The organism is Serratia sp. BNK-12 (assembly GCF_047456085.1).
Classification (GTDB): domain Bacteria; phylum Pseudomonadota; class Gammaproteobacteria; order Enterobacterales; family Enterobacteriaceae; genus Serratia; species Serratia liquefaciens.
Genome location: NZ_CP179896.1, coordinates 632,042 through 652,818, shown reverse-complemented (window position 1 = coordinate 652,818; position 20,777 = coordinate 632,042). Strand labels below are relative to the sequence as shown.

The 20,777-nt window shown below is 54.5% G+C and carries 20 protein-coding genes and 1 tRNA gene; 14 read left to right on the top strand and 7 right to left on the bottom strand.

Annotated features, from left to right (window positions below; translation table 11 throughout):
- Positions 1 to 6 precede the first annotated feature (6 nt).
- From gshB to ruvX, 3 genes are all read left to right on the top strand, one after another.
- The gene (gene gshB / locus ACMGG1_RS02940; RefSeq protein ID WP_020828597.1) at positions 7 to 957 is read left to right on the top strand and encodes a glutathione synthase; all 951 of its coding nucleotides are present in this window, start codon (positions 7 to 9) and stop codon (positions 955 to 957) included.
- A 147-nt stretch (positions 958 to 1,104) separates the two neighbouring features.
- Positions 1,105 to 1,668, top strand: coding sequence for a YqgE/AlgH family protein (locus ACMGG1_RS02935; protein ID WP_041414955.1), 564 nt, complete (start codon positions 1,105 to 1,107; stop codon positions 1,666 to 1,668).
- Positions 1,668 to 2,090 (top strand): Holliday junction resolvase RuvX, encoded by a 423-nt coding sequence (ruvX, locus tag ACMGG1_RS02930; protein ID WP_020828599.1) that lies wholly within the window; start codon positions 1,668 to 1,670, stop codon positions 2,088 to 2,090. Before ACMGG1_RS02935 ends, ruvX begins: the two co-directional genes overlap by 1 nt.
- Here ruvX and ACMGG1_RS02925 read toward each other — a convergent pair.
- Complete coding sequence (locus ACMGG1_RS02925; protein WP_128865428.1) at positions 2,087 to 3,109, bottom strand: type IV pilus twitching motility protein PilT; 1,023 nt, start codon at positions 3,107 to 3,109, stop codon at positions 2,087 to 2,089. The two genes, ruvX and ACMGG1_RS02925, sit on opposite strands and share 4 nt — an antisense overlap.
- Positions 3,110 to 3,129: 20 nt before the next feature.
- Here ACMGG1_RS02925 and ACMGG1_RS02920 point away from each other — a divergent pair, with 20 nt between their 5' ends.
- Genes ACMGG1_RS02920 through hemW form a run of 6 tightly spaced genes read left to right on the top strand, consistent with a single transcriptional unit; the run spans position 3,130 to position 7,295 of the window.
- Entirely contained in the window at positions 3,130 to 3,837 is a 708-nt protein-coding gene (locus tag ACMGG1_RS02920) for a YggS family pyridoxal phosphate-dependent enzyme (protein WP_020828601.1), read from the top strand.
- A gap of 20 nt (positions 3,838 to 3,857) precedes the next feature.
- Complete coding sequence (proC, locus tag ACMGG1_RS02915) at positions 3,858 to 4,679, top strand: pyrroline-5-carboxylate reductase (RefSeq protein WP_020828602.1); 822 nt, start codon at positions 3,858 to 3,860, stop codon at positions 4,677 to 4,679.
- A gap of 31 nt (positions 4,680 to 4,710) precedes the next feature.
- On the top strand, positions 4,711 to 5,265 hold the full coding sequence (locus ACMGG1_RS02910) for a YggT family protein (RefSeq protein ID WP_044553435.1): 555 nt from the start codon (positions 4,711 to 4,713) through the stop codon (positions 5,263 to 5,265).
- Positions 5,262 to 5,552 carry a DUF167 family protein YggU gene (yggU, locus tag ACMGG1_RS02905; protein ID WP_020828604.1) on the top strand — a complete coding sequence of 97 codons (291 nt, stop codon included), beginning with the start codon at positions 5,262 to 5,264 and terminating at the stop codon, positions 5,550 to 5,552. Before ACMGG1_RS02910 ends, yggU begins: the two co-directional genes overlap by 4 nt.
- A gap of 17 nt (positions 5,553 to 5,569) precedes the next feature.
- Entirely contained in the window at positions 5,570 to 6,163 is a 594-nt protein-coding gene (locus ACMGG1_RS02900; RefSeq protein ID WP_046372640.1) for an XTP/dITP diphosphatase, read from the top strand.
- Complete coding sequence (hemW, locus tag ACMGG1_RS02895) at positions 6,156 to 7,295, top strand: radical SAM family heme chaperone HemW (protein WP_046372639.1); 1,140 nt, start codon at positions 6,156 to 6,158, stop codon at positions 7,293 to 7,295. The genes ACMGG1_RS02900 and hemW overlap by 8 nt, the downstream gene beginning before the upstream one ends.
- A 37-nt stretch (positions 7,296 to 7,332) precedes the next feature.
- On the opposite strand, the gene ACMGG1_RS02890 is transcribed toward hemW, so the two are convergent.
- The 5 genes from ACMGG1_RS02890 to trmB form a co-directional block, all read right to left on the bottom strand.
- Positions 7,333 to 7,767 (bottom strand): DUF29 domain-containing protein, encoded by a 435-nt coding sequence (locus ACMGG1_RS02890; RefSeq protein WP_122080179.1) that lies wholly within the window; start codon positions 7,765 to 7,767, stop codon positions 7,333 to 7,335.
- Positions 7,768 to 7,867: 100 nt separating this feature from the next.
- Positions 7,868 to 8,584: a DUF2884 domain-containing protein gene (locus ACMGG1_RS02885; protein WP_020828609.1), complete on the bottom strand. Its 717-nt coding sequence runs from the start codon at positions 8,582 to 8,584 to the stop codon at positions 7,868 to 7,870.
- A gap of 30 nt (positions 8,585 to 8,614) precedes the next feature.
- Entirely contained in the window at positions 8,615 to 9,538 is a 924-nt protein-coding gene (gene glsB, locus ACMGG1_RS02880) for a glutaminase B (protein ID WP_130016774.1), read from the bottom strand.
- A gap of 95 nt (positions 9,539 to 9,633) precedes the next feature.
- A complete protein-coding gene (locus ACMGG1_RS02875) occupies positions 9,634 to 9,960 on the bottom strand; it encodes a YggL family protein (RefSeq protein WP_020828611.1) in 327 nt (108 codons plus the stop codon).
- Positions 9,960 to 10,679 (bottom strand): tRNA (guanosine(46)-N7)-methyltransferase TrmB, encoded by a 720-nt coding sequence (trmB, locus tag ACMGG1_RS02870; protein WP_020828612.1) that lies wholly within the window; start codon positions 10,677 to 10,679, stop codon positions 9,960 to 9,962. The genes ACMGG1_RS02875 and trmB overlap by 1 nt, the downstream gene beginning before the upstream one ends.
- 177 nt (positions 10,680 to 10,856) lie before the next feature.
- Here trmB and mutY point away from each other — a divergent pair, with 177 nt between their 5' ends.
- The 3 genes from mutY to mltC all read left to right on the top strand — a co-directional run bounded on the left by mutY (position 10,857) and on the right by mltC (position 13,481).
- Complete coding sequence (mutY, locus tag ACMGG1_RS02865; protein ID WP_242507331.1) at positions 10,857 to 11,924, top strand: A/G-specific adenine glycosylase; 1,068 nt, start codon at positions 10,857 to 10,859, stop codon at positions 11,922 to 11,924.
- 153 nt (positions 11,925 to 12,077) lie between these two features.
- Positions 12,078 to 12,350, top strand: coding sequence for an oxidative damage protection protein (locus ACMGG1_RS02860; RefSeq protein WP_020828614.1), 273 nt, complete (start codon positions 12,078 to 12,080; stop codon positions 12,348 to 12,350).
- A 54-nt stretch (positions 12,351 to 12,404) separates the two neighbouring features.
- The gene (mltC, locus tag ACMGG1_RS02855) at positions 12,405 to 13,481 is read left to right on the top strand and encodes a membrane-bound lytic murein transglycosylase MltC (RefSeq protein WP_020828615.1); all 1,077 of its coding nucleotides are present in this window, start codon (positions 12,405 to 12,407) and stop codon (positions 13,479 to 13,481) included.
- A 52-nt stretch (positions 13,482 to 13,533) separates the two neighbouring features.
- Here mltC and speF read toward each other — a convergent pair whose 3' ends face one another.
- Positions 13,534 to 15,696, bottom strand: coding sequence for an ornithine decarboxylase SpeF (speF, locus tag ACMGG1_RS02850; RefSeq protein WP_020828616.1), 2,163 nt, complete (start codon positions 15,694 to 15,696; stop codon positions 13,534 to 13,536).
- Between the two features lie 705 nt (positions 15,697 to 16,401).
- Here speF and ACMGG1_RS02845 point away from each other — a divergent pair.
- Positions 16,402 to 16,477 (top strand) — tRNA-Phe (locus ACMGG1_RS02845).
- Positions 16,478 to 17,469: 992 nt separating this feature from the next.
- Entirely contained in the window at positions 17,470 to 20,667 is a 3,198-nt protein-coding gene (locus tag ACMGG1_RS02840) for an autotransporter outer membrane beta-barrel domain-containing protein (RefSeq protein WP_198640093.1), read from the top strand.
- Positions 20,668 to 20,777: the final 110 nt, after the last annotated feature.

Here is a 20,777-nt window from a genome sequence, read left to right as displayed (position 1 = left end):
GAAAAGATGATTAAGCTCGGCATCGTGATGGACCCTATCGCCTCCATCAACATCAAGAAAGACACCAGCTTCGCCATGCTGCTCGAAGCGCAGCGCCGTGGCTGGGAACTGCACTACATGGAGATGGACGATCTCTATCTGCACGCCGGTGACGGCCGCGCCCGCACTCGCCTGCTGAGCGTGAAGGAAGATAAAGAGAGCTGGTTCAGCTTTGGCAGCGAGCAGGATCTGGCGCTGCATGATCTGGACGTGATCCTGATGCGTAAAGACCCCCCTTTCGATACCGAATACATCTACGCGACCTATATTCTGGAACGCGCAGAGGTCAAAGGCACGCTGGTAGTTAACAAGCCGCAGAGCCTGCGTGACTGCAACGAAAAGCTGTTCACCGCCTGGTTCCCGGAACTGACGCCGGACACCCTGGTCAGCCGCAGCGCGGCGCACATCCGCAAATTCCACCAGCAGCACGGCGACATTATTCTCAAACCGCTGGACGGCATGGGCGGCGCGTCTATCTTCCGCGTGAAGCAGGACGACCCTAACCTGTCGGTGATTATCGAAACCCTGACCGAGCACGGTAGCCGTTTCTGCATGGCGCAGAACTTCTTGCCGGCAATCAAAGAGGGCGATAAGCGCATTCTGGTGGTTGACGGTGAGCCAGTACCTTACTGCCTGGCGCGCATCCCGGCGCAGGGCGAGACCCGTGGCAACCTGGCGGCCGGCGGCCGTGGTGAAGCGCGTCCACTGAGCGAAAGCGACTGGAAAATTGCGCGTGCGGTAGCCCCGACGCTGAAAGAAAAAGGGCTGATCTTTGTGGGCCTGGACGTGATTGGCGATCGCCTGACTGAAATCAACGTCACCAGCCCAACCTGTGCGCGTGAAATAGAAGCGGCCTTCCCGGTTTCCATCACCGGTATGCTGATGGATGCAATCGAGAAGCGTCTGGCAGCGAAGTAATCGAAATGCGGGTGACTTGCGTCGCCCGCCTTCCCTGAATGACGCTGTCAGCCCGCGTCAACCGAGTCGTGGCTTGAAAGGCGATGGGGATAGCCGCATACTGGCGGCTGTTTAACTTCTCACCAATCAAATACCTTAAATAACACCATGAATTTACAACACCATTTTCTTATCGCTATGCCATCACTTCAGGATCCTCGCTTCAAACGCTCGGTGATTTATGTCTGCGAGCACAATGAAGACGGCGCCATGGGCCTGGTGATCAATAAACCGGTGGAACAGTTCACGGTGGAAACAGTGCTGAGCAAACTGAAGATCATGCCACAGGCACGCGATCCGGCCATCAGTCTGGATAAACCGGTGTTTGCCGGCGGCCCGCTGGCTGACGATCGCGGTTTTATCCTGCATACGCCGTGCAAAGGCTTCGGCTCCAGTATCCAGATCTCGCCGGATACCATGATCACCACCTCGAAAGACGTACTGGAAACCTTGGGCACGCCGGAACAGCCGGAGGACGTACTGGTCGCGCTCGGCTATGCCGGCTGGGAAAAAGGCCAGTTGGAACAGGAAGTGCTGGAAAACGCCTGGCTGACTATCGAAGCCGACACCGACATTTTGTTCCATACGCCGATCGCCAGCCGCTGGCGCGAGGCCGCCAATCGCCTTGGCATTGATATCCGCAGCATTGCCAACCACGCAGGACACGCCTGATGACCAACCGCACCATTATCGCCTTCGACTTCGGCACCAAAAGCATCGGCGCGGCCATTGGCCAGGAGCTAACCGGCAGCGCCCGTGCGCTGGCGGCTTTCAAAGCGCAGGACGGCTCGCCGGACTGGCAGAAGATCGAGAAGTTGCTGAAAGAGTGGCAACCGGATCTGGTGGTAGTCGGTTTGCCGCTGAACATGGACGGCACCGAACAGCCGGTCACCGAGCAAGCGCGCAAGTTCGCCAACCGCCTGCACGGCCGCTTTGGCGTGCAGATCGCGCTGCATGATGAGCGTCTCAGTACCGTCGAAGCCCGCGCCAACCTGTTTGATCGCGGCGGCTTCCGCGCGCTGGACAAGGGCAGCGTGGATTCCGCCTCGGCGGTGGTAATCCTGGAAAGCTGGTTCGAACGGCAATTGGGTTAATCCCTTGGCAAAGTCCCCTCCGCGCCGCCCAGTAATCCCGCACAGATCCGCTGTTGCAGACCTTGCTCAAAGGTCTGCATGCCGGACTGCCCACCGGTTTGCAGCACGCTGGCAAGCTGATGGGTTTTGCCCTCGCGGATCATGCTGCTGACCGCCGCCGTCGCCGTCAGCACCTCAAAAATCGCCACCCTGCCGCCCCCGGGCCGACTCAACAGCTTCTGTGCAATCACCGCCTGCAGGCTACCGGCCAACTGTGCACGCACGTAGGGCTTTTCTTCCGCCGGGAAAACATCCACCAGCCGATCGACCGCCTGCGTCGCGCTACGGGTATGCAGCGTCGCCAGTACCAGATGGCCGGTTTCCGCAGCGGTAAGCGCCAGCCTGATGGTTGTGGTGTCACGCAGCTCCCCCAGCAAGATGACGTCTGGATCTTCACGCAGGGCAGCACGTAATGCGTCGTCAAAACTGTGGCTGTCGCGGCCCAATTCGCGCTGCTGAATTAAAGAGTGTCGACTGCGGTGAATAAATTCGATCGGATCCTCCAGCGTAAGGATATGCCGCCGCTGGTGCTGATTGATGTCGTCAATCATTGCCGCCAGGGTGGTGGATTTACCGCTGCCGGTCGCGCCGGTCACCAAAATCAGGCCATCTTCCCTGCGCACCAGGGCCGGAATGATGTCTGGTGCTGCCAACGCCGCCAGCGTCGGGCACTCGCCGGCAATCAGCCTCAAGGCAAGCGAAACCCCGAGGCTTTGCAGAAAGAAATTGGCGCGCAGCCGAATATCGCCCGCAAGCGTCAGCGCCAGATCAAGCTGCCCCTGCTGTTGCAATTGCTGCCGCTGCTGGGGTTGCAGCAGCGCATTGCACAAGCGATGCATCTTGGTCTCGGTCAGTTTTTCCGTACCTGCCAGCGCCTGTAATTCACCATCGATGCGCAACATCGGCTGATGCCCCGTACAAAGGTGCAGATCGGAAGCATTATGCTTTACACTAAGGGCCACGAATTCACCGATATCCATATCAATCTCCTGGGTCAATGATGAGCACTATCCAACAGAATCTGCAGGATGTCAGAAACCGCATTGCCGCGGCCGCTCAAGGCTGCGCTCGCGCTCCAGAAGAAGTGACGCTGCTTGCAGTGAGTAAAACCAAACCTGTGGCGGCGATCGCAGAAGCTATCGCGGCAGGCCAGCGAACCTTCGGGGAAAACTATGTACAGGAAGGCGTGGATAAGGTTCAGCATTTTGCCGCGCTGCCGGAAGGAGCAACGCTGGATTGGCACTTTATCGGCCCTTTGCAATCCAATAAGAGCCGGCTGGTGGCAGAGCACTTTGCCTGGTGCCATACCGTCGATCGTCTGCGTATCGCCCAGCGGTTAAGCGACCAGCGCCCGGCAGACATGCCGCCGCTTAACGTTCTGATCCAAATAAATATCAGCGATGAACAGAGTAAATCTGGCATTGTACTGGCTGAACTGCCGGCGCTGGCAGAAGCGGTTGTCGCCTTGCCGAACGTTCGTTTACGCGGGCTGATGGCGATTCCGGCTCCGCAAGAAGACTACCAGAGCCAATTAGCGGTATTCCGCCAGATGCACGACGCCTTCCTGGCGCTGCAACAGCATTATCCACAGGTAGACACGCTGTCGATGGGCATGACCGATGACATGACGGCGGCCATTGCCGCAGGCAGCACTCTGGTTCGTATCGGTACCGCCATTTTTGGCGCGCGAGATTATTCGCAGTCCTGACACACTGACGAGGAATTTTAATGCAACACCGTAAGATTACCTTCATTGGCGCCGGCAACATGGCCCGCGCAATCATCGCCGGCCTGGTGGCGGGCGGTTACCCGGCCAAATCCATCAGCGTCTGCGCGCCTTCGGCTAAAAACCGCGATGCGCTGGCTGCCGACTACGGCATCGTTAGCAGCGGTGATAACCTTGCCTGCGCACGCGAGGCAGACGTCATCGTACTGGCGGTGAAGCCACAGATGATGGCAGATGTCTGCCAGCCGTTGCGCGATCAGATCGATTTCAGCGGCAAACTGGTGCTGTCGATCGCCGCAGGCATTCAGGTCAGCCGTTTTTACCAGCTGCTGGCCGACAATCTGAATATTGTACGCATCATGCCAAACACGCCATCGCTGGTGGGTAAAGGCATGAGTGGCCTGTATGCGCCGCAGCAGGTCAGCCAACAGGATCGTGACTACACCAGTGATTTGATGGCGTCAGTTGGCAAGGTATGTTGGGTGGATGACGAAAACGGCATCAACAGCGTGATCGCCGCTGCGGGCAGTGCCCCGGCCTATTTCTTCCTGTTTATGGAAGCCATGCAGCAGGAAGCCGAACGTATGGGCTTCGACAGCCAGACGGCCCGTGCGCTGGTGCAACAAGCGGCATCCGGCGCCGCTGCGCTGGTGGAAGCCAACCCGGAGACGCCGTTGTCGACCTTGCGTGAGCAGGTAACGTCCAAAGGCGGCACCACCGCCGAGGCGCTGCGGGTATTCAACGAGCAACAACTGCCGGCAACCGTGGCCAAAGCCATGCAGGCGGCAGTTTCCCGTGCGCAGGAAATGGAAAAATCATTTTAAATAATCGAGAGTTAAGGAGAAGGACGACTTCATGCTAACGCTGACTTTTTTGGTCAAAACCGTTATTGATCTTTACGTCATGGTACTGCTGCTGCGCATCTGGATGCAGTGGACACGCGCTGACTTTTACAACCCATTCGCGCAGTTTATCGTGAAGATCACCCAGCCGGTGATTGGCCCGCTGCGCCGTATTATCCCGTCAATGGGACCAATTGACAGCGCATCACTGCTGTTGGCTTTCCTGCTGATGACCATCAAGTATCCGCTGTTGCTGCTGATTCAGGGCGGCGCGATGTCACTCAGCCCGTATAACCTGCTGTTTGGCTTGATCTCTCTGGTAAAGTCGGCCGGTTATCTGATCTTCTGGGTGATGATTATCCGCGCGCTGATGAGCTGGATAAGTCAGGGCCGCAGCCCGATTGATCAGTTGATGTATCAACTGACCGAACCGTTGATGGCGCCAATCCGCCGTATTCTTCCGGCAATGGGCGGCATTGATTTTTCAGCGATGGTAGTGATCCTGATCCTGTATCTGATCAACTACCTGGGTATGGATCTGTTCGGTGAGATCTGGTTCCTGCTGTGAGTGCAGTCACCCCCGTGCTGGACGGGCTGGCAATCAGGCTATATATTCAGCCGAAAGCCAGCCGCGACCAGATTGTCGGTTTGCATGGCGACGAACTTAAAGTCGCCATTACCGCCCCGCCGGTAGACGGCCAGGCCAACGCTCATCTGATCAAGTTTCTCGCCAAGCAGTTCAAAGTGGCGAAAAGCAACGTCACCATAGAGAAAGGCGAGCTGGGGCGGCATAAACAGTTACGCATCGTTAATCCGCAACAGATCCCCGCCGTGGTCGCGGCGCTAATCGAATAAATTTCAAGGTAGTCATCATGCAAAAAGTCGTTCTTGCCACCGGTAACCCGGGTAAAGTGCGCGAACTCGCCGACCTGTTGGCCGATTTCGGCCTGAACGTGGTCGCACAAACCGAATTGGGCGTGGAGTCCGCCGAGGAAACCGGCCTGACGTTTATCGAAAATGCCATTCTGAAAGCCCGCCATGCGGCGCAAATCACCGGTCTGCCGGCGATCGCCGACGACTCGGGTCTGGCGGTTGATGCACTGGGCGGCGCGCCAGGCATCTATTCTGCACGTTACGCGGGTGTAGACGCCTCTGACCAGCAAAACCTCGACAAGCTGCTGGTTGCGCTGAAAGACGTGCCCAAGGGCAGCCGTGGCGCACAGTTCCACTGCGTGCTGGTGTATATGCGCCACGCGGAAGATCCGACACCGCTGGTGTTCCACGGCAGCTGGGCCGGTGAAATCACCGATGCCGCCGCCGGTGAAGGCGGTTTTGGCTATGATCCTATCTTCTACGTTCCGGAGCTGGGCCGCACCGCTGCCGAGCTGAGCCGTGACGAAAAGCGCGCCGTATCACACCGTGGTAAAGCCCTGAAGCTGATGCTGGAAGCGATGCGCAATGCTTAAGTTGCCCCCGCTGAGTTTGTACATTCATATTCCGTGGTGCGTGCAGAAATGCCCGTACTGCGACTTCAACTCGCATGCGTTGAAGGGCGAAGTGCCGCATCAGGAATACGTCGATCACCTGCTGGCGGATCTGGATGCCGATCTGCCGCTGGTCAGTGGTCGCGAAATCAGCACCATTTTTATCGGCGGCGGCACCCCCAGCCTGTTGAGTGCCGAAGCGATGCAATCGCTGCTGGACGGCGTGCGGGCACGCATTCCGGTGATTGACGGCGCCGAGATCACCATGGAGGCCAACCCGGGTACCGTGGAGGCCGATCGCTTCAGCGGCTATCAGCGCGCCGGTGTGAACCGCATTTCTATCGGCGTGCAGAGCTTCAGCGCCGAGAAATTGACTCGCCTGGGTCGCATTCACGGCCCGGAAGAGGCCAAACGCGCAGCTCACCTGGCTACCGGCCTGGGTTTGCGCAGTTTTAACCTGGATCTGATGCACGGCCTGCCGGACCAGTCGCTGGAAGAGGCGCTGGACGATCTGCGCCAGGCCATTGCCCTCAATCCACCGCATCTGTCGTGGTATCAACTGACTATCGAGCCCAATACGCTTTTCAGTTCACGCCCGCCGGTGCTACCGGACGACGACGCGCTGTGGGACATTTTCGAGCGGGGCCATGAATTGCTGAGCGCCGCCGGCTATCAGCAGTATGAAACTTCGGCCTACGCCAAACCGGGCTATCAGTGCCAACATAACCTCAACTACTGGCGCTTTGGCGACTATCTGGGGATTGGCTGCGGCGCGCACGGCAAGTTAACCTTCAGCGACGGCCGCATTCTGCGCACCGCGAAAACCAAGCATCCGCGTGGTTTTATGCAGGGCAAGTATATGGACAAGCAGCATGAGGTGACGGCGGCGGACCGGCCGTTCGAATTCTTTATGAACCGCTTCCGCCTGCTGGAAGCCGCACCGCGTGCTGAATTCGTCAACTACACCGGGCTGGATGAAAGCGCGATCCGTGCTGCGCTGGACGAAGCGCTGGCGAAAGGTTATCTGGTAGAAACGCCGGAGTATTGGCAGATCACCGAGAAAGGCAAACTGTTCCTTAATTCGCTACTGGAGTTGTTCCTGGCGGATGAATGAAAAAAAGCGCTGAGTTTTCAGCGCTTTTTTATTTGAATCAATCTGGGTAAAAATCTTGAGCAAGGACTTGCTGAATGTCCCAAATACCGTTTTCCGGATAAACATCCAATCCGGTCTCCGTGGTGGCAAAGGCGACTGCTTTTGACCATACCACATCCAGCCAGTCTGCATCGCCGAGTTTGCTTTTTAAGCTGGGCGACTCTTTCAAGCTATAAAGCACCTCTTTACGCTGTGCCTTAATCGTTCTTTCCCAACTGGTTCCGCGCCGAGCCGGCTGGTATTTCCATTTCAGCAAGTGTGCTATCAGCACCGTCATTCGGCTCGCAAGTTCCCTTTGCTCGCTCTTTCCCACGTCCTCAATCTCCTCGGCGATCTTTTCAACATCGATCTCAGACAATTTTCCGGAGCGCAAAAGAGCTGCCTGTTCATTTGCCCAGGCGACAACATCAGTTTCGTAGCGAGTATGGCTCATAGCGTTCTCCGTAAACACCCATGAATCTGTACGTAGTTTAACCAGTCTGTCAGATAACCGTCAGGAGGTCAAAAAACACGCTATCCGCTGTGATTTCATGTTACTTCAATGCATTAAGCAAATCTTTGCGCTGGGTTTCCAGGCCGGTAACGCGGTTGCACACGTCGTGGCCGAAGTTCTGGAAATCCTGCTCCTGGTTATTCCATTCGTTCTGAATCGCCTTCTGCAGGCCGCCCAGATTGCCCATGATCGCCTGCAACGGGTTGCCGCCGCTATTGGCTGCCTGCTTGACGCCCATCTCATTCAGGCTGTCCTGCAATACGCCGCCCATGCTCTGCTGGACGATATTGCGGCCATCCTGCTCAACCTGATCAATCGCCTTGTGATGGAAGGTCAGGCCGTCGCTGCGGTGCTCAATGATACGGTTCATCTGTTGCTTAAGCTGACCGTTCAACGTGGTCAGACGGTTACGCACGTTGCTGTCGCTGCCCAACTCTTTGACGATCACCTTGTCCAACGCCACCCGCGCTTTTTCCAGATGTTGCTGAGCGCCGTTGTCGATCCACGGCAACTCTTTGCGCAATGCGCTCTGGTAACTGAAGGCCTTCTGTCGCTGGCTGTCTGTCAGGCTCAACGCCTGGCCATTGCGGGTTACATCGCCATCCGGTGAAATCTGCAGATTGCCGCTGGCCCCGGTCACCTGTACGTTCTGCGGGCTGATAATCACGTCGTCCTGGGGTTTAACGCTGCACTGATACTCGGCATGGGCCTGTGAAGCAGTCAACAGCAGTAAGGCTAACCCGGTTTTCTTTAACATATATTCTCCTGACGCCCTTCCGTGGTGGGGCTAAAAAATCGAACGGCTAATCCGTTGAGACAACAGTTCCAGCGCCGCAGTTCCCGCCAATGAGTTACCGGAAGCATCCAGTTCCGGCGACCAGACGGCGATCGACAGCTCGTCGGGGACGATAGCGACAATACCGCCACCCACGCCGGACTTGCCCGGCATGCCCACGCGATAGGCAAATTCCCCCGCGCCGTCGTACATGCCGCTGGTCATCATCAGCGCATTAATCTGGCGCGCCTGCAGGGGGCTTATCACCTCGCGTCCGCTAAGATCACGACCGTGATTGGCCAGATAAACAAAGCTGCGAGCCAGCTCCTCACAGCTCATTCGCAGCGCGCAGTAGTGGAAATAGGTTTGCAGCACGGTAAGCACGTCGTTTTCGAAATTGCCGAACGACTTCATCAGGTAGGCTATCGCCGCATTGCGATCGGAGTGTTCGAACTCGGAACGGGCCACCCGCGAATCATAGGCCAGGTCATCTTCACCGGCCAGTTGACGCACCACTTCCAGCATTCGCTGCTTGGGCGCGCTGAGCCGGGTTTGCAGCATGTCGCACACCACCAGCGCACCGGGGTTGATAAACGGATTGCGCGGTTTGCCCTGCTCCATCTCCAGCTGCAGCAGCGAGTTGAACGGCAGACCGGAAGGCTCCTTGCCAACCCGACGCCAGATCTCCGCCTCCTGGTAGCGCGTCAGCGCCAGCGTCAGGCTCAACACCTTGGAGATCGACTGAATAGAGAAACGCTCGTCGGCGTTACCGGCCTGGAACATTTCGCCGTCGACGGTGCAAACGGCGATCGCCAGACGATCGGCCGCCACTTCCGCCAGCGCCGGTATATAGTCCGCCACCTTGCCCTGCCCAATCAGCGGGCGCACCTGTTGCAGGATCTCATCCAGCAACGCGTTATCCAATGTTGTTACCACCGCGGTCACACTCCGGACAAAATAAAGGTGCCGTAAAGGCACCTTAAATCAATAGATTCAGCGCGACGCCAGGCCGCGCTTATCAGGCAGGAAAATCAGTCCCACCAGATATCGAACAGATCGCTGACCTTAACGTCGGTCAGTTTACGCGCTTCCAGCCATTTTTTGACCAGTTCGCGTTGCTCGTCAGTGCAGTGACCGATGGTCTGCAGACAGATCAAGCCTTCCCACTGCAGGTAGCCGCTACCGTCAAAGGCCATGCCGTTCGGCTCAATCACTTCGTCGATAAAAGCGTCCAGCGTGCTGTCGATATCTTCAACCGCGGTGCCTTCGGCAAAGCGCCATGCAACGGAGAAGCCCAGCTCCTGAAACTCTTCAATGTGTAACTTTTTACGTAAACGACGACTGCGGTTCTTAGCCATTATTCTTTCCTCTCAAACATCAAGTCCCAAACGCCATGTCCCAGACGCTGGCCGCGTAATTCAAATTTTGTCAGTGGGCGTGAATCCGGACGCGGCACATAATCATTATCGCTGGAAAGATTGCGATAGCCTGAGATCCCGTTCATAACCTCTAACATATGTTCTGCATAAGGTTGCCAGTCGGTGGCCATGTGGAAGACGCCGCCGACTTTCAGTTTGCGACGCACCAGTTCAACAAACGGCGTCTGTACGATGCGGCGTTTGTTGTGGCGCGCTTTGTGCCACGGATCGGGGAAAAACAGCTGAACCATGTCCAGCGAGCCGTCCGGGATCATATTCTCCAGCACCTCAACCGCGTCGTGACACATTACGCGCAGGTTGCTCAGTTCCGCTTCGGTAGCGTCGGCCAGGCAGGCACCCACGCCCGGCGAATGGACTTCTATCCCCAAGAAATTCTGCTGCGGGTTATTGCCCGCCATGGTCACCAGCGAGGCGCCCATACCAAAACCGATCTCCAGCACGGTCGGCGCGTCGCGCCCGAACAGTGCGGCGATATCGACAGGTTCAGCCTGATACTCCACGCCCATCACCGGCCAATAGTTGTCCAACGCGTGCTGTTGGCCTTTGGTCAACCGCCCCTGGCGGCGGACAAAACTGCGGATACGGCGCATCGCGCGGCCGTTCTCATCAAATTCCGGGGAGATGACGTCATTAATCATAGTGCTTTCTGTCTGTTTGGCTGCCAATTAGGGAAACGCGCATTATGCAAAGATACATTGGTTTAGCAAGTGTTCATCTAATGTACCTGCCGTGCGACGTCGGAAAGTTCCGGTTTACAGCATCATGACTCTATGCTGCAATCGCGCTTCATTTTCTGCCGGATATCGAATCAGCTTATGATGCAAGCACAGCAGTTCGCACAGGTGGTGCTTGACTGGTACCAGCGTTACGGCCGTAAGACCCTGCCGTGGCAGCTTGATAAGACCGCCTATCAAGTATGGCTCTCTGAGGTCATGTTGCAACAAACTCAGGTTGCCACCGTGATCCCTTACTTCCAGCGCTTTATGGCACGTTTTCCCAACGTGCGTGCGCTGGCTGAAGCGCCGCTGGACGAAGTGCTGCACCTGTGGACCGGCCTGGGCTACTACGCCCGTGCGCGCAATCTGCATAAGGCGGCGCAGGCTATTGTCGCACAGCACGGCGGTGAGTTCCCGACAACCTTTGAAGAAATCCACGCCCTGCCCGGTATTGGCCGTTCAACGGCAGGCGCAGTGCTGTCGCTGGCGCTCGGCCAACACTACCCAATCCTCGACGGCAACGTAAAACGCGTCCTGGCCCGCTGCTATGCCGTCGAAGGCTGGCCGGGCAAGAAAGAGGTAGAAAACCGACTGTGGGAAATCAGCGAAAACGTTACACCGGCCAAGGGCGTTGGCCAGTTCAATCAGGCGATGATGGATCTGGGGGCGATGGTCTGCACCCGCTCCAAGCCGAAATGCGAACTGTGCCCACTCAGCCTCGGCTGCATTGCCTATGCCCACCACAGTTGGGCAAAATATCCGGGTAAAAAGCCCAAGCAGACCCTGCCGGAAAAAACCGCCTACTTTTTATTGCTGCAGCACGGCGAACGCGCCTGGCTGGAGCAGCGCCCCGCCGTCGGTCTGTGGGGTGGTCTGTTCTGCTTCCCGCAGTTCAGCGAACGTGAAGAGATGGAACTCTGGCTGCAACAGCGCGGTCTGAAAAACAATCGCCGGGAGCAACTGACCGCATTTCGTCATACTTTCAGTCATTTCCATCTTGATATCGTGCCAATATGGCTGGAAATGGACGCCGCAGGCAGCAGCATGGATGAGGGCGCCGGTCTCTGGTATAACTTAGCGCAGCCGCCATCGGTCGGGCTGGCCGCACCGGTTGACCGCCTGTTGCAACAGTTGGCAAAACAGTCCCCGCGCCAACAGGGTTTATAGCCTAAATAATTCGAGTTGCAGGAAGGCGGCAACTGAGCGAGTCCCGATGAGCTTACTGAGGTAAGTGATTCGGGTGAGAAAAGGCAGCCAACACACCTGCAGCTCAAAGTATGACGGGTTTATTGGCAATAGCGCCATTGATGAGGAATTAGCATGAGCAGAACCATTTTTTGTACCTTCCTGCAGCGTGACGCCGAAGGGCAGGACTTCCAGCTTTATCCAGGGGAAGTCGGCAAACGCATCTATAACGAGATCTCGAAAGAAGCCTGGGCAGAATGGATGAAAAAACAAACCATGCTGATCAACGAGAAAAAACTGAACATGATGAACGTTGACGACCGCAAATTGCTGGAAGCGGAAATGATCAAATTCTTGTTCGAAGGGCATGACGTCCATATCGAAGGCTATACGCCACCAAGCGAATAATGCTGTTGGGGCCAGGCGCTGGCCCTTCCAATACTTCTCGTATACGGCTTTAAGATGAAGAAAATTTTAGCTTTGCTAGTGATAGCGCCCCTGCTGATATCCTGTTCCGGCAAAAAAAGCACTGAAGTCAACGAAGCCTGGGTCAAAGACACCAACGGCTTCGAAATCCTGATGGGTCAGTTCGCCCACAACATCGAGAATATCTGGGGTCTGAACGAAGTTCTGATCGCCGGGCCGAAAGATTACGTTAAATACACCGACCAGTATCAAACCCGTAGCCACATCAACTTTGATTCTGGTGCCATCACTATTGAAACCATCGCCACCACCGATCCTGCCGCTCACCTGCGTCAGGCGATTATCAGCACCTTGCTGATGGGGGACGACCCGGGTTCTATCGATCTCTATTCCGACGTCAACGATATCCAGATCAGTAAAGAGCCGTTCCTGTACGGCCAGGTACTGGATAACAAAGGTGCGCCGATCCGTTGGGAATGGCGTGCGGCGCACTTCGCCGACTATCTGTTGCAGACCAAGCTGCAAAAACGCACCTCCGGCCTGCACGTAATTTACTCGGTCACTATTCAGCTGGTGCCAAACCACCTGGACAAACGTGCCCACAAATACCTGCCGATGGTTCGCAAGGCGTCGGAGAAATACGGCGTGGAAGAGTCGCTGATCCTGGCGATCATGCAGACCGAATCGAGCTTTAACCCGTATGCGGTGAGCGGTTCAGATGCGTTGGGCCTGATGCAGGTGGTGCAGCACACTGCCGGTAAGGATGTGTTCCAGATGCGTGGGAAATGGGGCAAACCAAGCCGCAGTTACCTGTTCGACCCGGAAAACAACATCGATACCGGTACGGCTTATCTGGCCATTTTGCAGAATAACTATTTGGGAGGGATTCAAAACCCGACCTCACGCCGCTACGCGGTTATCACTGCCTATAACGGCGGCGCCGGCAGCGTGCTGCGTGTGTTCTCTAGCGACAGGACCCGTGCGGTGAGCATCATCAACGGCATGCAGCCGGGCGACGTCTATCAGACGCTGACCACCAAGCATCCGGCCGGCGAATCTCGCCGTTACCTGGTGAAGGTGAACAACGCCCAGAAGAGTTACCGCAGAAGATAATTTGCGGTGGCGTTATCAATGAAAAGGGCCGGTGCAAACCGGCCCTTATTTTCTATTGCTTGATCATATAGCCGAAAATGCGTTTCCAGCCGTGATCCTTTTTCTCGATATAAACGCCCTGCAACTCCGGGGAGAAGCCCGGCAGCCGGTTGATGCCCTCTTCCAGCGCCATGAAATAACGCTGTACCGCCCCGCCCCAGACTTCGCCCGGCACTACGCATAGCACGCCCGGTGGGTAAGGCAACGCGCCCTCTGCCGCAATGCGCCCTTCGGCCTGCCCGATCGGCACCAGTTCAACGTTGTCACGGATAAACTCCACGTTGGCGTCCTGTGGGTTCATCATCACCTGCGGGAAATGACGCTGACGGAACATCTCTTTTTGCAGCTGCTTAACGTCGAAGCTGACGTATAAATCGTGCATCTCCTGGCACAGCTGGCGAAGGGTATAGCCACGATAACGCTGCTCGTTCTTGCGATATACCGTTGGCAGCACCTGGCTCAGCGGCGCGTCCTCTTCCACGTAACGTTCGAACTGCACCAGCATATCCACCAGTTGTTGCATCTTGGCCGGGTTTTCCGCCGGCGTCAGCAGGAACAGGATCGAGTTAAGATCGCACTTCTCCGGCACGATACCGTTCTCGCGCAGGAAATTGGCCAGAATGGTGGCCGGCACGCCAAACTCGGTGTATTGGCCGGTGGCGGCATCAATACCCGGCGTGGTCAGCAGCAGTTTGCACGGATCGACCAAATACTGGTCCTGCGCGTAACCTTCAAAACCGTGCCATTTCTCATCCGGCACAAAATTGAAGAAACGGGCGTCGTTGGCGATCAAATCGGTGTCGTAATCCTGCCAGTTCTTGCCCGCGATCTGCAGGGGGACAAACGGCCTGAGCTGCGAACAGCGTTCCAGCAGTTGCTTGCGCGTCTCGATGCCAAGCTTCACGCAGTCCATCCACATACGGCGACCGGCGGCCCCGGCATGCATCTTGGCGTTGACGTCCAGCGCCGCAAACAGCGGATAGAACGGGCTGGTAGAGGCGTGCAGCATGAAAGCGTTGTTCAGGTGCTTGTGGTTGCAGTGACGCTTCTGGCCCTTGATATGGTCATCTTTCTTGTGGATCTGCGAGGTTTGCGAGAAGCCGGCCTGCTGCTTGTGTACCGACTGGGTAACAAAGATGCCCGGGTCAAGCTCGTCCAGCTCCAACAGCAGCGGTGAACACTCTTTCAGCATCGGGATAAACCCTTCGTAACCCACCCAGGCCGAATCAAACAGGATGTAGTCGCACAGGTGACCAATGGTGTCGATCACCTGACGCGCATTATAAATAGTGCCGTCGTAGGTGCCGAGCTGAATGATTGCCAGGCGGAAAGGACGCGCTGCCTCGGCTTTCTCCGGCGCTACCTGACGAATTTGTTCGCGCAGATAACGCTCGTCAAAGCAGCGGGAATCGATACCGCCGATAAAACCAAACGGGTTGCGCGCGGTTTCCAGATACACCGGTGTCGCACCGGCCTGGATCAACGCACCATGGTGGTTGGACTTATGGTTGTTACGGTCGAACAGCACCAGATCGCCACGGGTCAGCAGCGCGTTGGTTACCACCTTGTTGGCGGCCGAGGTGCCGTTGAGCACAAAATAAGTTTTATCGGCGTTGAACACCCGTGCCGCATGCTTTTGGGCGTCCTTGGCCGAGCCTTCGTGGATCAGCAAATCGCCCAATTTAACGTCGGCGTTGCACATGTCGGAACGAAAAAGCGTTTCACCGTAAAACTCGAAAAACTTGCGGCCCGCCGGATGCTTGCGGAAAAACTCCCCGCCCTGATGCCCCGGACAGGCAAAGGTCGAGTTCTCCATTTCCACATAGGTTTTCAAGGTTTTGAAAAACGGCGGCAGCAGCGCCTGCTCGTAAGCATCCGCCGCGGCTTCCAACTGCGCCATATAAAACGCCTTGCTGGCACCGTCCAGCGCGAAAACACCGCTGATAAACGGCAGGTAGTCCGGCGAGAGATGCTCATCTCCGGCCACCGCCACAAAGGTGGGGATCTCGAACCCGGTGGCTTTAAGCTGTGCCAGGATGCCGGCGTTGACGTCATCAACCGACACGACCAATGCCGCAACGTCGGTATAATCCGTCTGCTCGACGCGGACAATCTGGCGCAGCGTTTCAATGGCGGCGACCAGGCTGGCGCTGGTGGCTATCTTCAATTCTTTCATAGTGCTAACTCTCAAACGGTTAAGGATGAGGCTGTGCCACAAGGCACGGTGATGAGATAACAAAGGTTATCCCGGCAACTTGATGTCCGGGGTGGCAGCATAGAGCGCATGCGTGACCGGCTGACTCTCTTAAGATTATCAGGCCACTATCGGGAACTGGTATCGGCAGCGTCCGATAGACATCAGTAAAATCAGAGCCACAGCTCTATTTTTAATAATGCCTAACAGCGAGCATGAAGTTGCCTTACCGCATGTTGGGCTGGGCGTTTATGGAGGACGACGTTCGGGAAAGATCGCGGCGGAGTAGCGGCATCATCAGATGTCTGGTGCGCAGTAGCGCTTGAGTAGCCATACCAGTCATGCCTGCAACCCTCTGACTTAAATGAGCGGAAACGCCGTTAGGGGACGTAGAGTGCTAAAATTTGCGCAATGATTGCATGTTTTTTTATGAGGTTCAAGTAACTATTATGTCGATTAATTACATAATAATTTAAGCATAACCAATTGTTATAAAACACATAATAATAACCAACAGAAAAACCAAAACGGTATAAATACACGGATTCTTTGCATATTTATCACTTCCCCCCCTCCTCCATGCCCCACGAACCTTACCCGCCACTGCATGAAAATAGAGCAACCGATCGGCTTTGTGATAGAAACCGATTGACGATATCCGGCCAATAGGGTTAAATGCGCCCCGTTGCCCGGATAGCTCAGTCGGTAGAGCAGGGGATTGAAAATCCCCGTGTCCTTGGTTCGATTCCGAGTCCGGGCACCATATTTAGAAGAACCCGCCTATGGCGGGTTTTTTGCTTTCTGGGGTAGGACTCTTCATCGAACACGTTCGATTATTCGGCCAGAGGCCTCACCCTGCGGGCCAACGCTAAAGCGTTGTTCAATCCGGTGCAAGCACCGGTTGTCCGAGTCCGGGCACCATCTTTAGAAGAACCCGCCTATGGCGGGTTTTTTGCTTTCTGAGACAGGACTCCTCATCGAACACGTTCGATTATTCGGCCAAAGGCCTCACCCTACGGGCCAACGCTAAAGCGTTGTTCAATCCGGTGCAAGCACCGGTTGTCCGAGTCCGGGCACCACTATTTAGAAAAACCCGCCTATGGCGGGTTTTTTGCTTTCTGGGGTAGGACTCTTCATCGAACACGTTCGATTATTCGGCCAAAGGCCTCACCCTGCGGGCCAACGCTATTCCCCCACAGGAAGGAACAATCACCATTCTTAAATAGCTTATTTAAATGATTACATTACCTCTCATATATCACGCGCTATAAAATTATAATTACAGTAGTAAACATTCATATTATTTATTTAAAGCATGATATAAGTAATTCTACTTTCTTATAAATCAATTAATTATTAATTCAATCAAAATTATACCAGAATATTTTAGTTTTCAACGTTAAGCCCCCGGTAACCCAGGCTCTCATAAACCCAAAACAAAAACCACAACCCTTTGACTTTAAATAAAAATACATAGAAAATAAAAAAACATAAGCAGTAAGTACATTACATATTAATTCATAACAAAAACAAATAACATCAAATAGTCTAACCCACTTTCAATAATCAATAAAAATCAGAACTGAAAGCTTTACCCCAGTTTCAAGCTGAGCTATTTTAGCCATGTTAGATACTGAGAGAGATAACAATCAGCCTCAAAAAACAAATGCATTACCACCCTATTCTTCGGCCAACTCTCCCTCAATCAAATAAAATATCAATCATATATATGTTAACATAAGGGACGTTAATACCATGTTAAGTTTTAAAGTTAAAAGAATATCTTACGCCATTAATGGCGCATTAATACTAGGCACTTCGTGTTTTTTACCTGGCCTGCCGAATGCTTTGGCAGAAATGCTTATTGTCAATAATGGTAAGCAAATCGATGTAGAGAACAAAACATTCGATATCATTATTTCCTCTGGAAAGGATAGTTCTATCACAGGGAAAAATATAACTGTACTTACCGCTAATTCAGATTATAAAACTGGGGTGATTGCCCTTGACCAGTCGCATATATCACTGACGGATGGAAGTATTACCACCCTTGGAAATATGGGGTCTGGGCTTATGGCGTCTGGTAACGGTTCGACTATCAACACCACGGGCACCACGCTGGATATCAGAGGAAATGGCACAAAAGGGGCTATGGCTCAGGATGCTGCGACAGTAGCCCTGAGCGGCGGCAGTATAAAAACTGCGGGTGAGATGAGCGATGGGCTCCAGGCAGTTGGCGTCGACAGTTCCGTTAAGGCATCTGATGTCGCCGTAGAAACAAGTGGTAAAGAAGCCTATGGTGCGGCAGCTTACCAGGGCGGGAAAACCATCGTCAGCGCCGGGAGTATAAAAACCACAGGAGACAAAAGTTATGGGGTCTATGTCAAAGATGCTGATTCATCCATTGAAATCTCCGATGCCAGTATAGAAACAACAGGTAAGGATTCTTATGGTGTAGCCGCATATCAAAGCGGAAAGCTCATCATCAACGGCAGTACGATAAAAACCACAGATATAAACAGCCACGGTATTGCCGTTACTGATACGGGATCATCCGCTGAGGTTGCTAAATTAGCCATCGAAATCACCGGGGACAACTCTGTAGGGGCAGTGGCTCTGAATAATGCCAAAGTCACTGTTCGTGATAGCAGCATAAAAACCGCCGGTGAAGAAAGCGTGGGGATCCTGGCCAAGGATAATAGTGCTGCTATTGAGACGTTTAACGTAAACACCGAAACAACCGGAAATGCCTCATATGGCGCGGTGGCCTATAAAAGCGGCAAAGTCGCCATCAACGGCGGTACGATAAAAACTTTCGGTGACAAAAGCCTCGGGATAGGAGCTGCAGATGAAGGCTCATCTGCATCTGCAATTAATGTGGCCATAGAAACACAGGGGCTCAATTCTGTAGGTGCCGGTGCCGGCAACAAAGGAGAAATAACTCTGGTTGGCGGAAGTATAACAACAACCGGTGAACTCGCTCACGGCCTGATCATATATAACGGCGGCCGGATGACCACCACTAATACTCAAATCCAGACAGAAGGGAAAAATGCCGCTGTTATTTTTGCCAATAGAGACACACTATCCAAAGATAATGATGTCAGTACTGTCAGCATAACTGACAGCACGCTGAAGTCTTCCCTGGGGAGTATTCTGATTTCCTACGGAGCCGCGTTGGATGTGACGTTTAAAAATGTCATTGCCCCACGCTCCGGCAGCGGCCTGCTGATTACCTCCTTTGACGCAGATCCCGGTGAACATGGCGTTGTCAATCTCACTGCACAAAAATCCAGCCTCTATGGTGATATCATGGCCGCCCCAGAAAACGTGGTATCGGTCAGGCTGGAAGATGCCACGCTTACCGGGGCAGCCAAAAATGCCACTAATATGACCCTCGACCAAGGCGGCGTATGGACGGTAACCGGTAATTCAACCGTATCACAATCTGTCAGCAACGCCGGCACCCTTGCCTTCTCACCCCCGACCGGCGGGCAGTTTAAAACACTCACCACCCAAAACTACACCGGTAACAATGGCACTCTGATCTTCAATACCCTGCTGGGTGACGATAAGTCGCAAACGGACCGGCTGGTGATCACCGGTGACTCGGCGGGTAATTCAAACGTTCAGGTAAATAAGGCCGGCGGCGGCGGCGCACAAACTGTCGAAGGCATTGAGCTGATTTCCGTCGGCGGAAAGTCTGAAGGCGTTTTCACCAAAACAGGACGTATTGCTGCCGGTGCCTATGATTACGAGTTGGTGAAGAAAAACAAAAACTGGTATCTGTCCAGCACGCAGACAAACCCTGTCTCCCCCGGCATATCGGAAGAAAAACCTGTTATCCCCCCTGTAGACCCTGGGACGCAGGAAAAACCTGTAACGCCAGCAGAGCCTGTAATACCGGGGGACCCCGCAAAACCGATTTCGCCGGTATACCCTCTGGAACCAGAACGTCCCACTGAGCATATCTTCCGCCCAGAAGCAGGCAGCTATGCCACGAATATGCTGGCCGCCAATACGCTATTTACTCTCTCGCTGCACGACCGTTTGGGTGAAACTCAGTACACCGACGTGCTTACCGGTGAGAAAAAAGTGACCAGCATGTGGTTGCGTAATCAGGGTGGGCATCAACGCAGCCAGATGGCTGATGGTCAGAACAAGACTCAGGCCAACCGTTATGTGGTGCAGTTGGGTGCCGATCTCGCTCAGTGGAGCACTGATGGACTTAACCGTTACCACCTCGGTGTAATGTCAGGCTATGCCAACCAGAAAAGCCATACACACTCATCAGTTACCGGCTACGGCTCACGTGGGAACATTGATGGCTACTCCACCGGCATTTACAGCACCTGGTATGCGAATGCGGCAAATAAGTCTGGTCTTTACATGGATGGCTGGCTGCAATACCAATGGTTTAACAACGAAGTGAATGGCGATAACCTCAACGCCGAGAAATATAAATCCCGTGGATTTACCGCATCATTAGCCAGCGGTTACAGCTTCCTTCTCGGTGAAAGCAAGAGCCGCCAGGGCATGATCAGAACCTTCTGGTTACAACCTCAGGCTCAGGTTACCTGGATGGGCGTGAAAGCGAAGGAACATACCGAATCCAATGGCACTCGCGTGCAGGGCGACGGGCAAAACAACATCCGTACCCGTCTTGGCGTCAAGGCGTACCTTAAAGGGCACAGCGCTATCGACGAAGGTAAAGATCGGATGTTCCAACCCTTTGTCGAAGCCAACTGGCTCCATAACAGTAAAAACTTCGGCGTAACCCTGGATGACACCAGGGTCTCTATGGCCGGCACTCGCCACATCGGCGAAATAAAAACAGGTGTGGAAGGGCAACTCGGTAACAATCTGAATCTGTGGGCAAACATTGGGCAACAAATGGGGGATACAGGCTACAGCGACACCCAGGCTGCGCTTGGCGTGAAATATCTTTTCTAAAATGCACTTCTGACTGATGTCAGAGTTGGCCGGGGTTTAGCTCCTTAAAGGAATTTCCTCCCCGGCCAACACCTCTTTTACAGGATGATGGTACAACCACCGCTAACGCC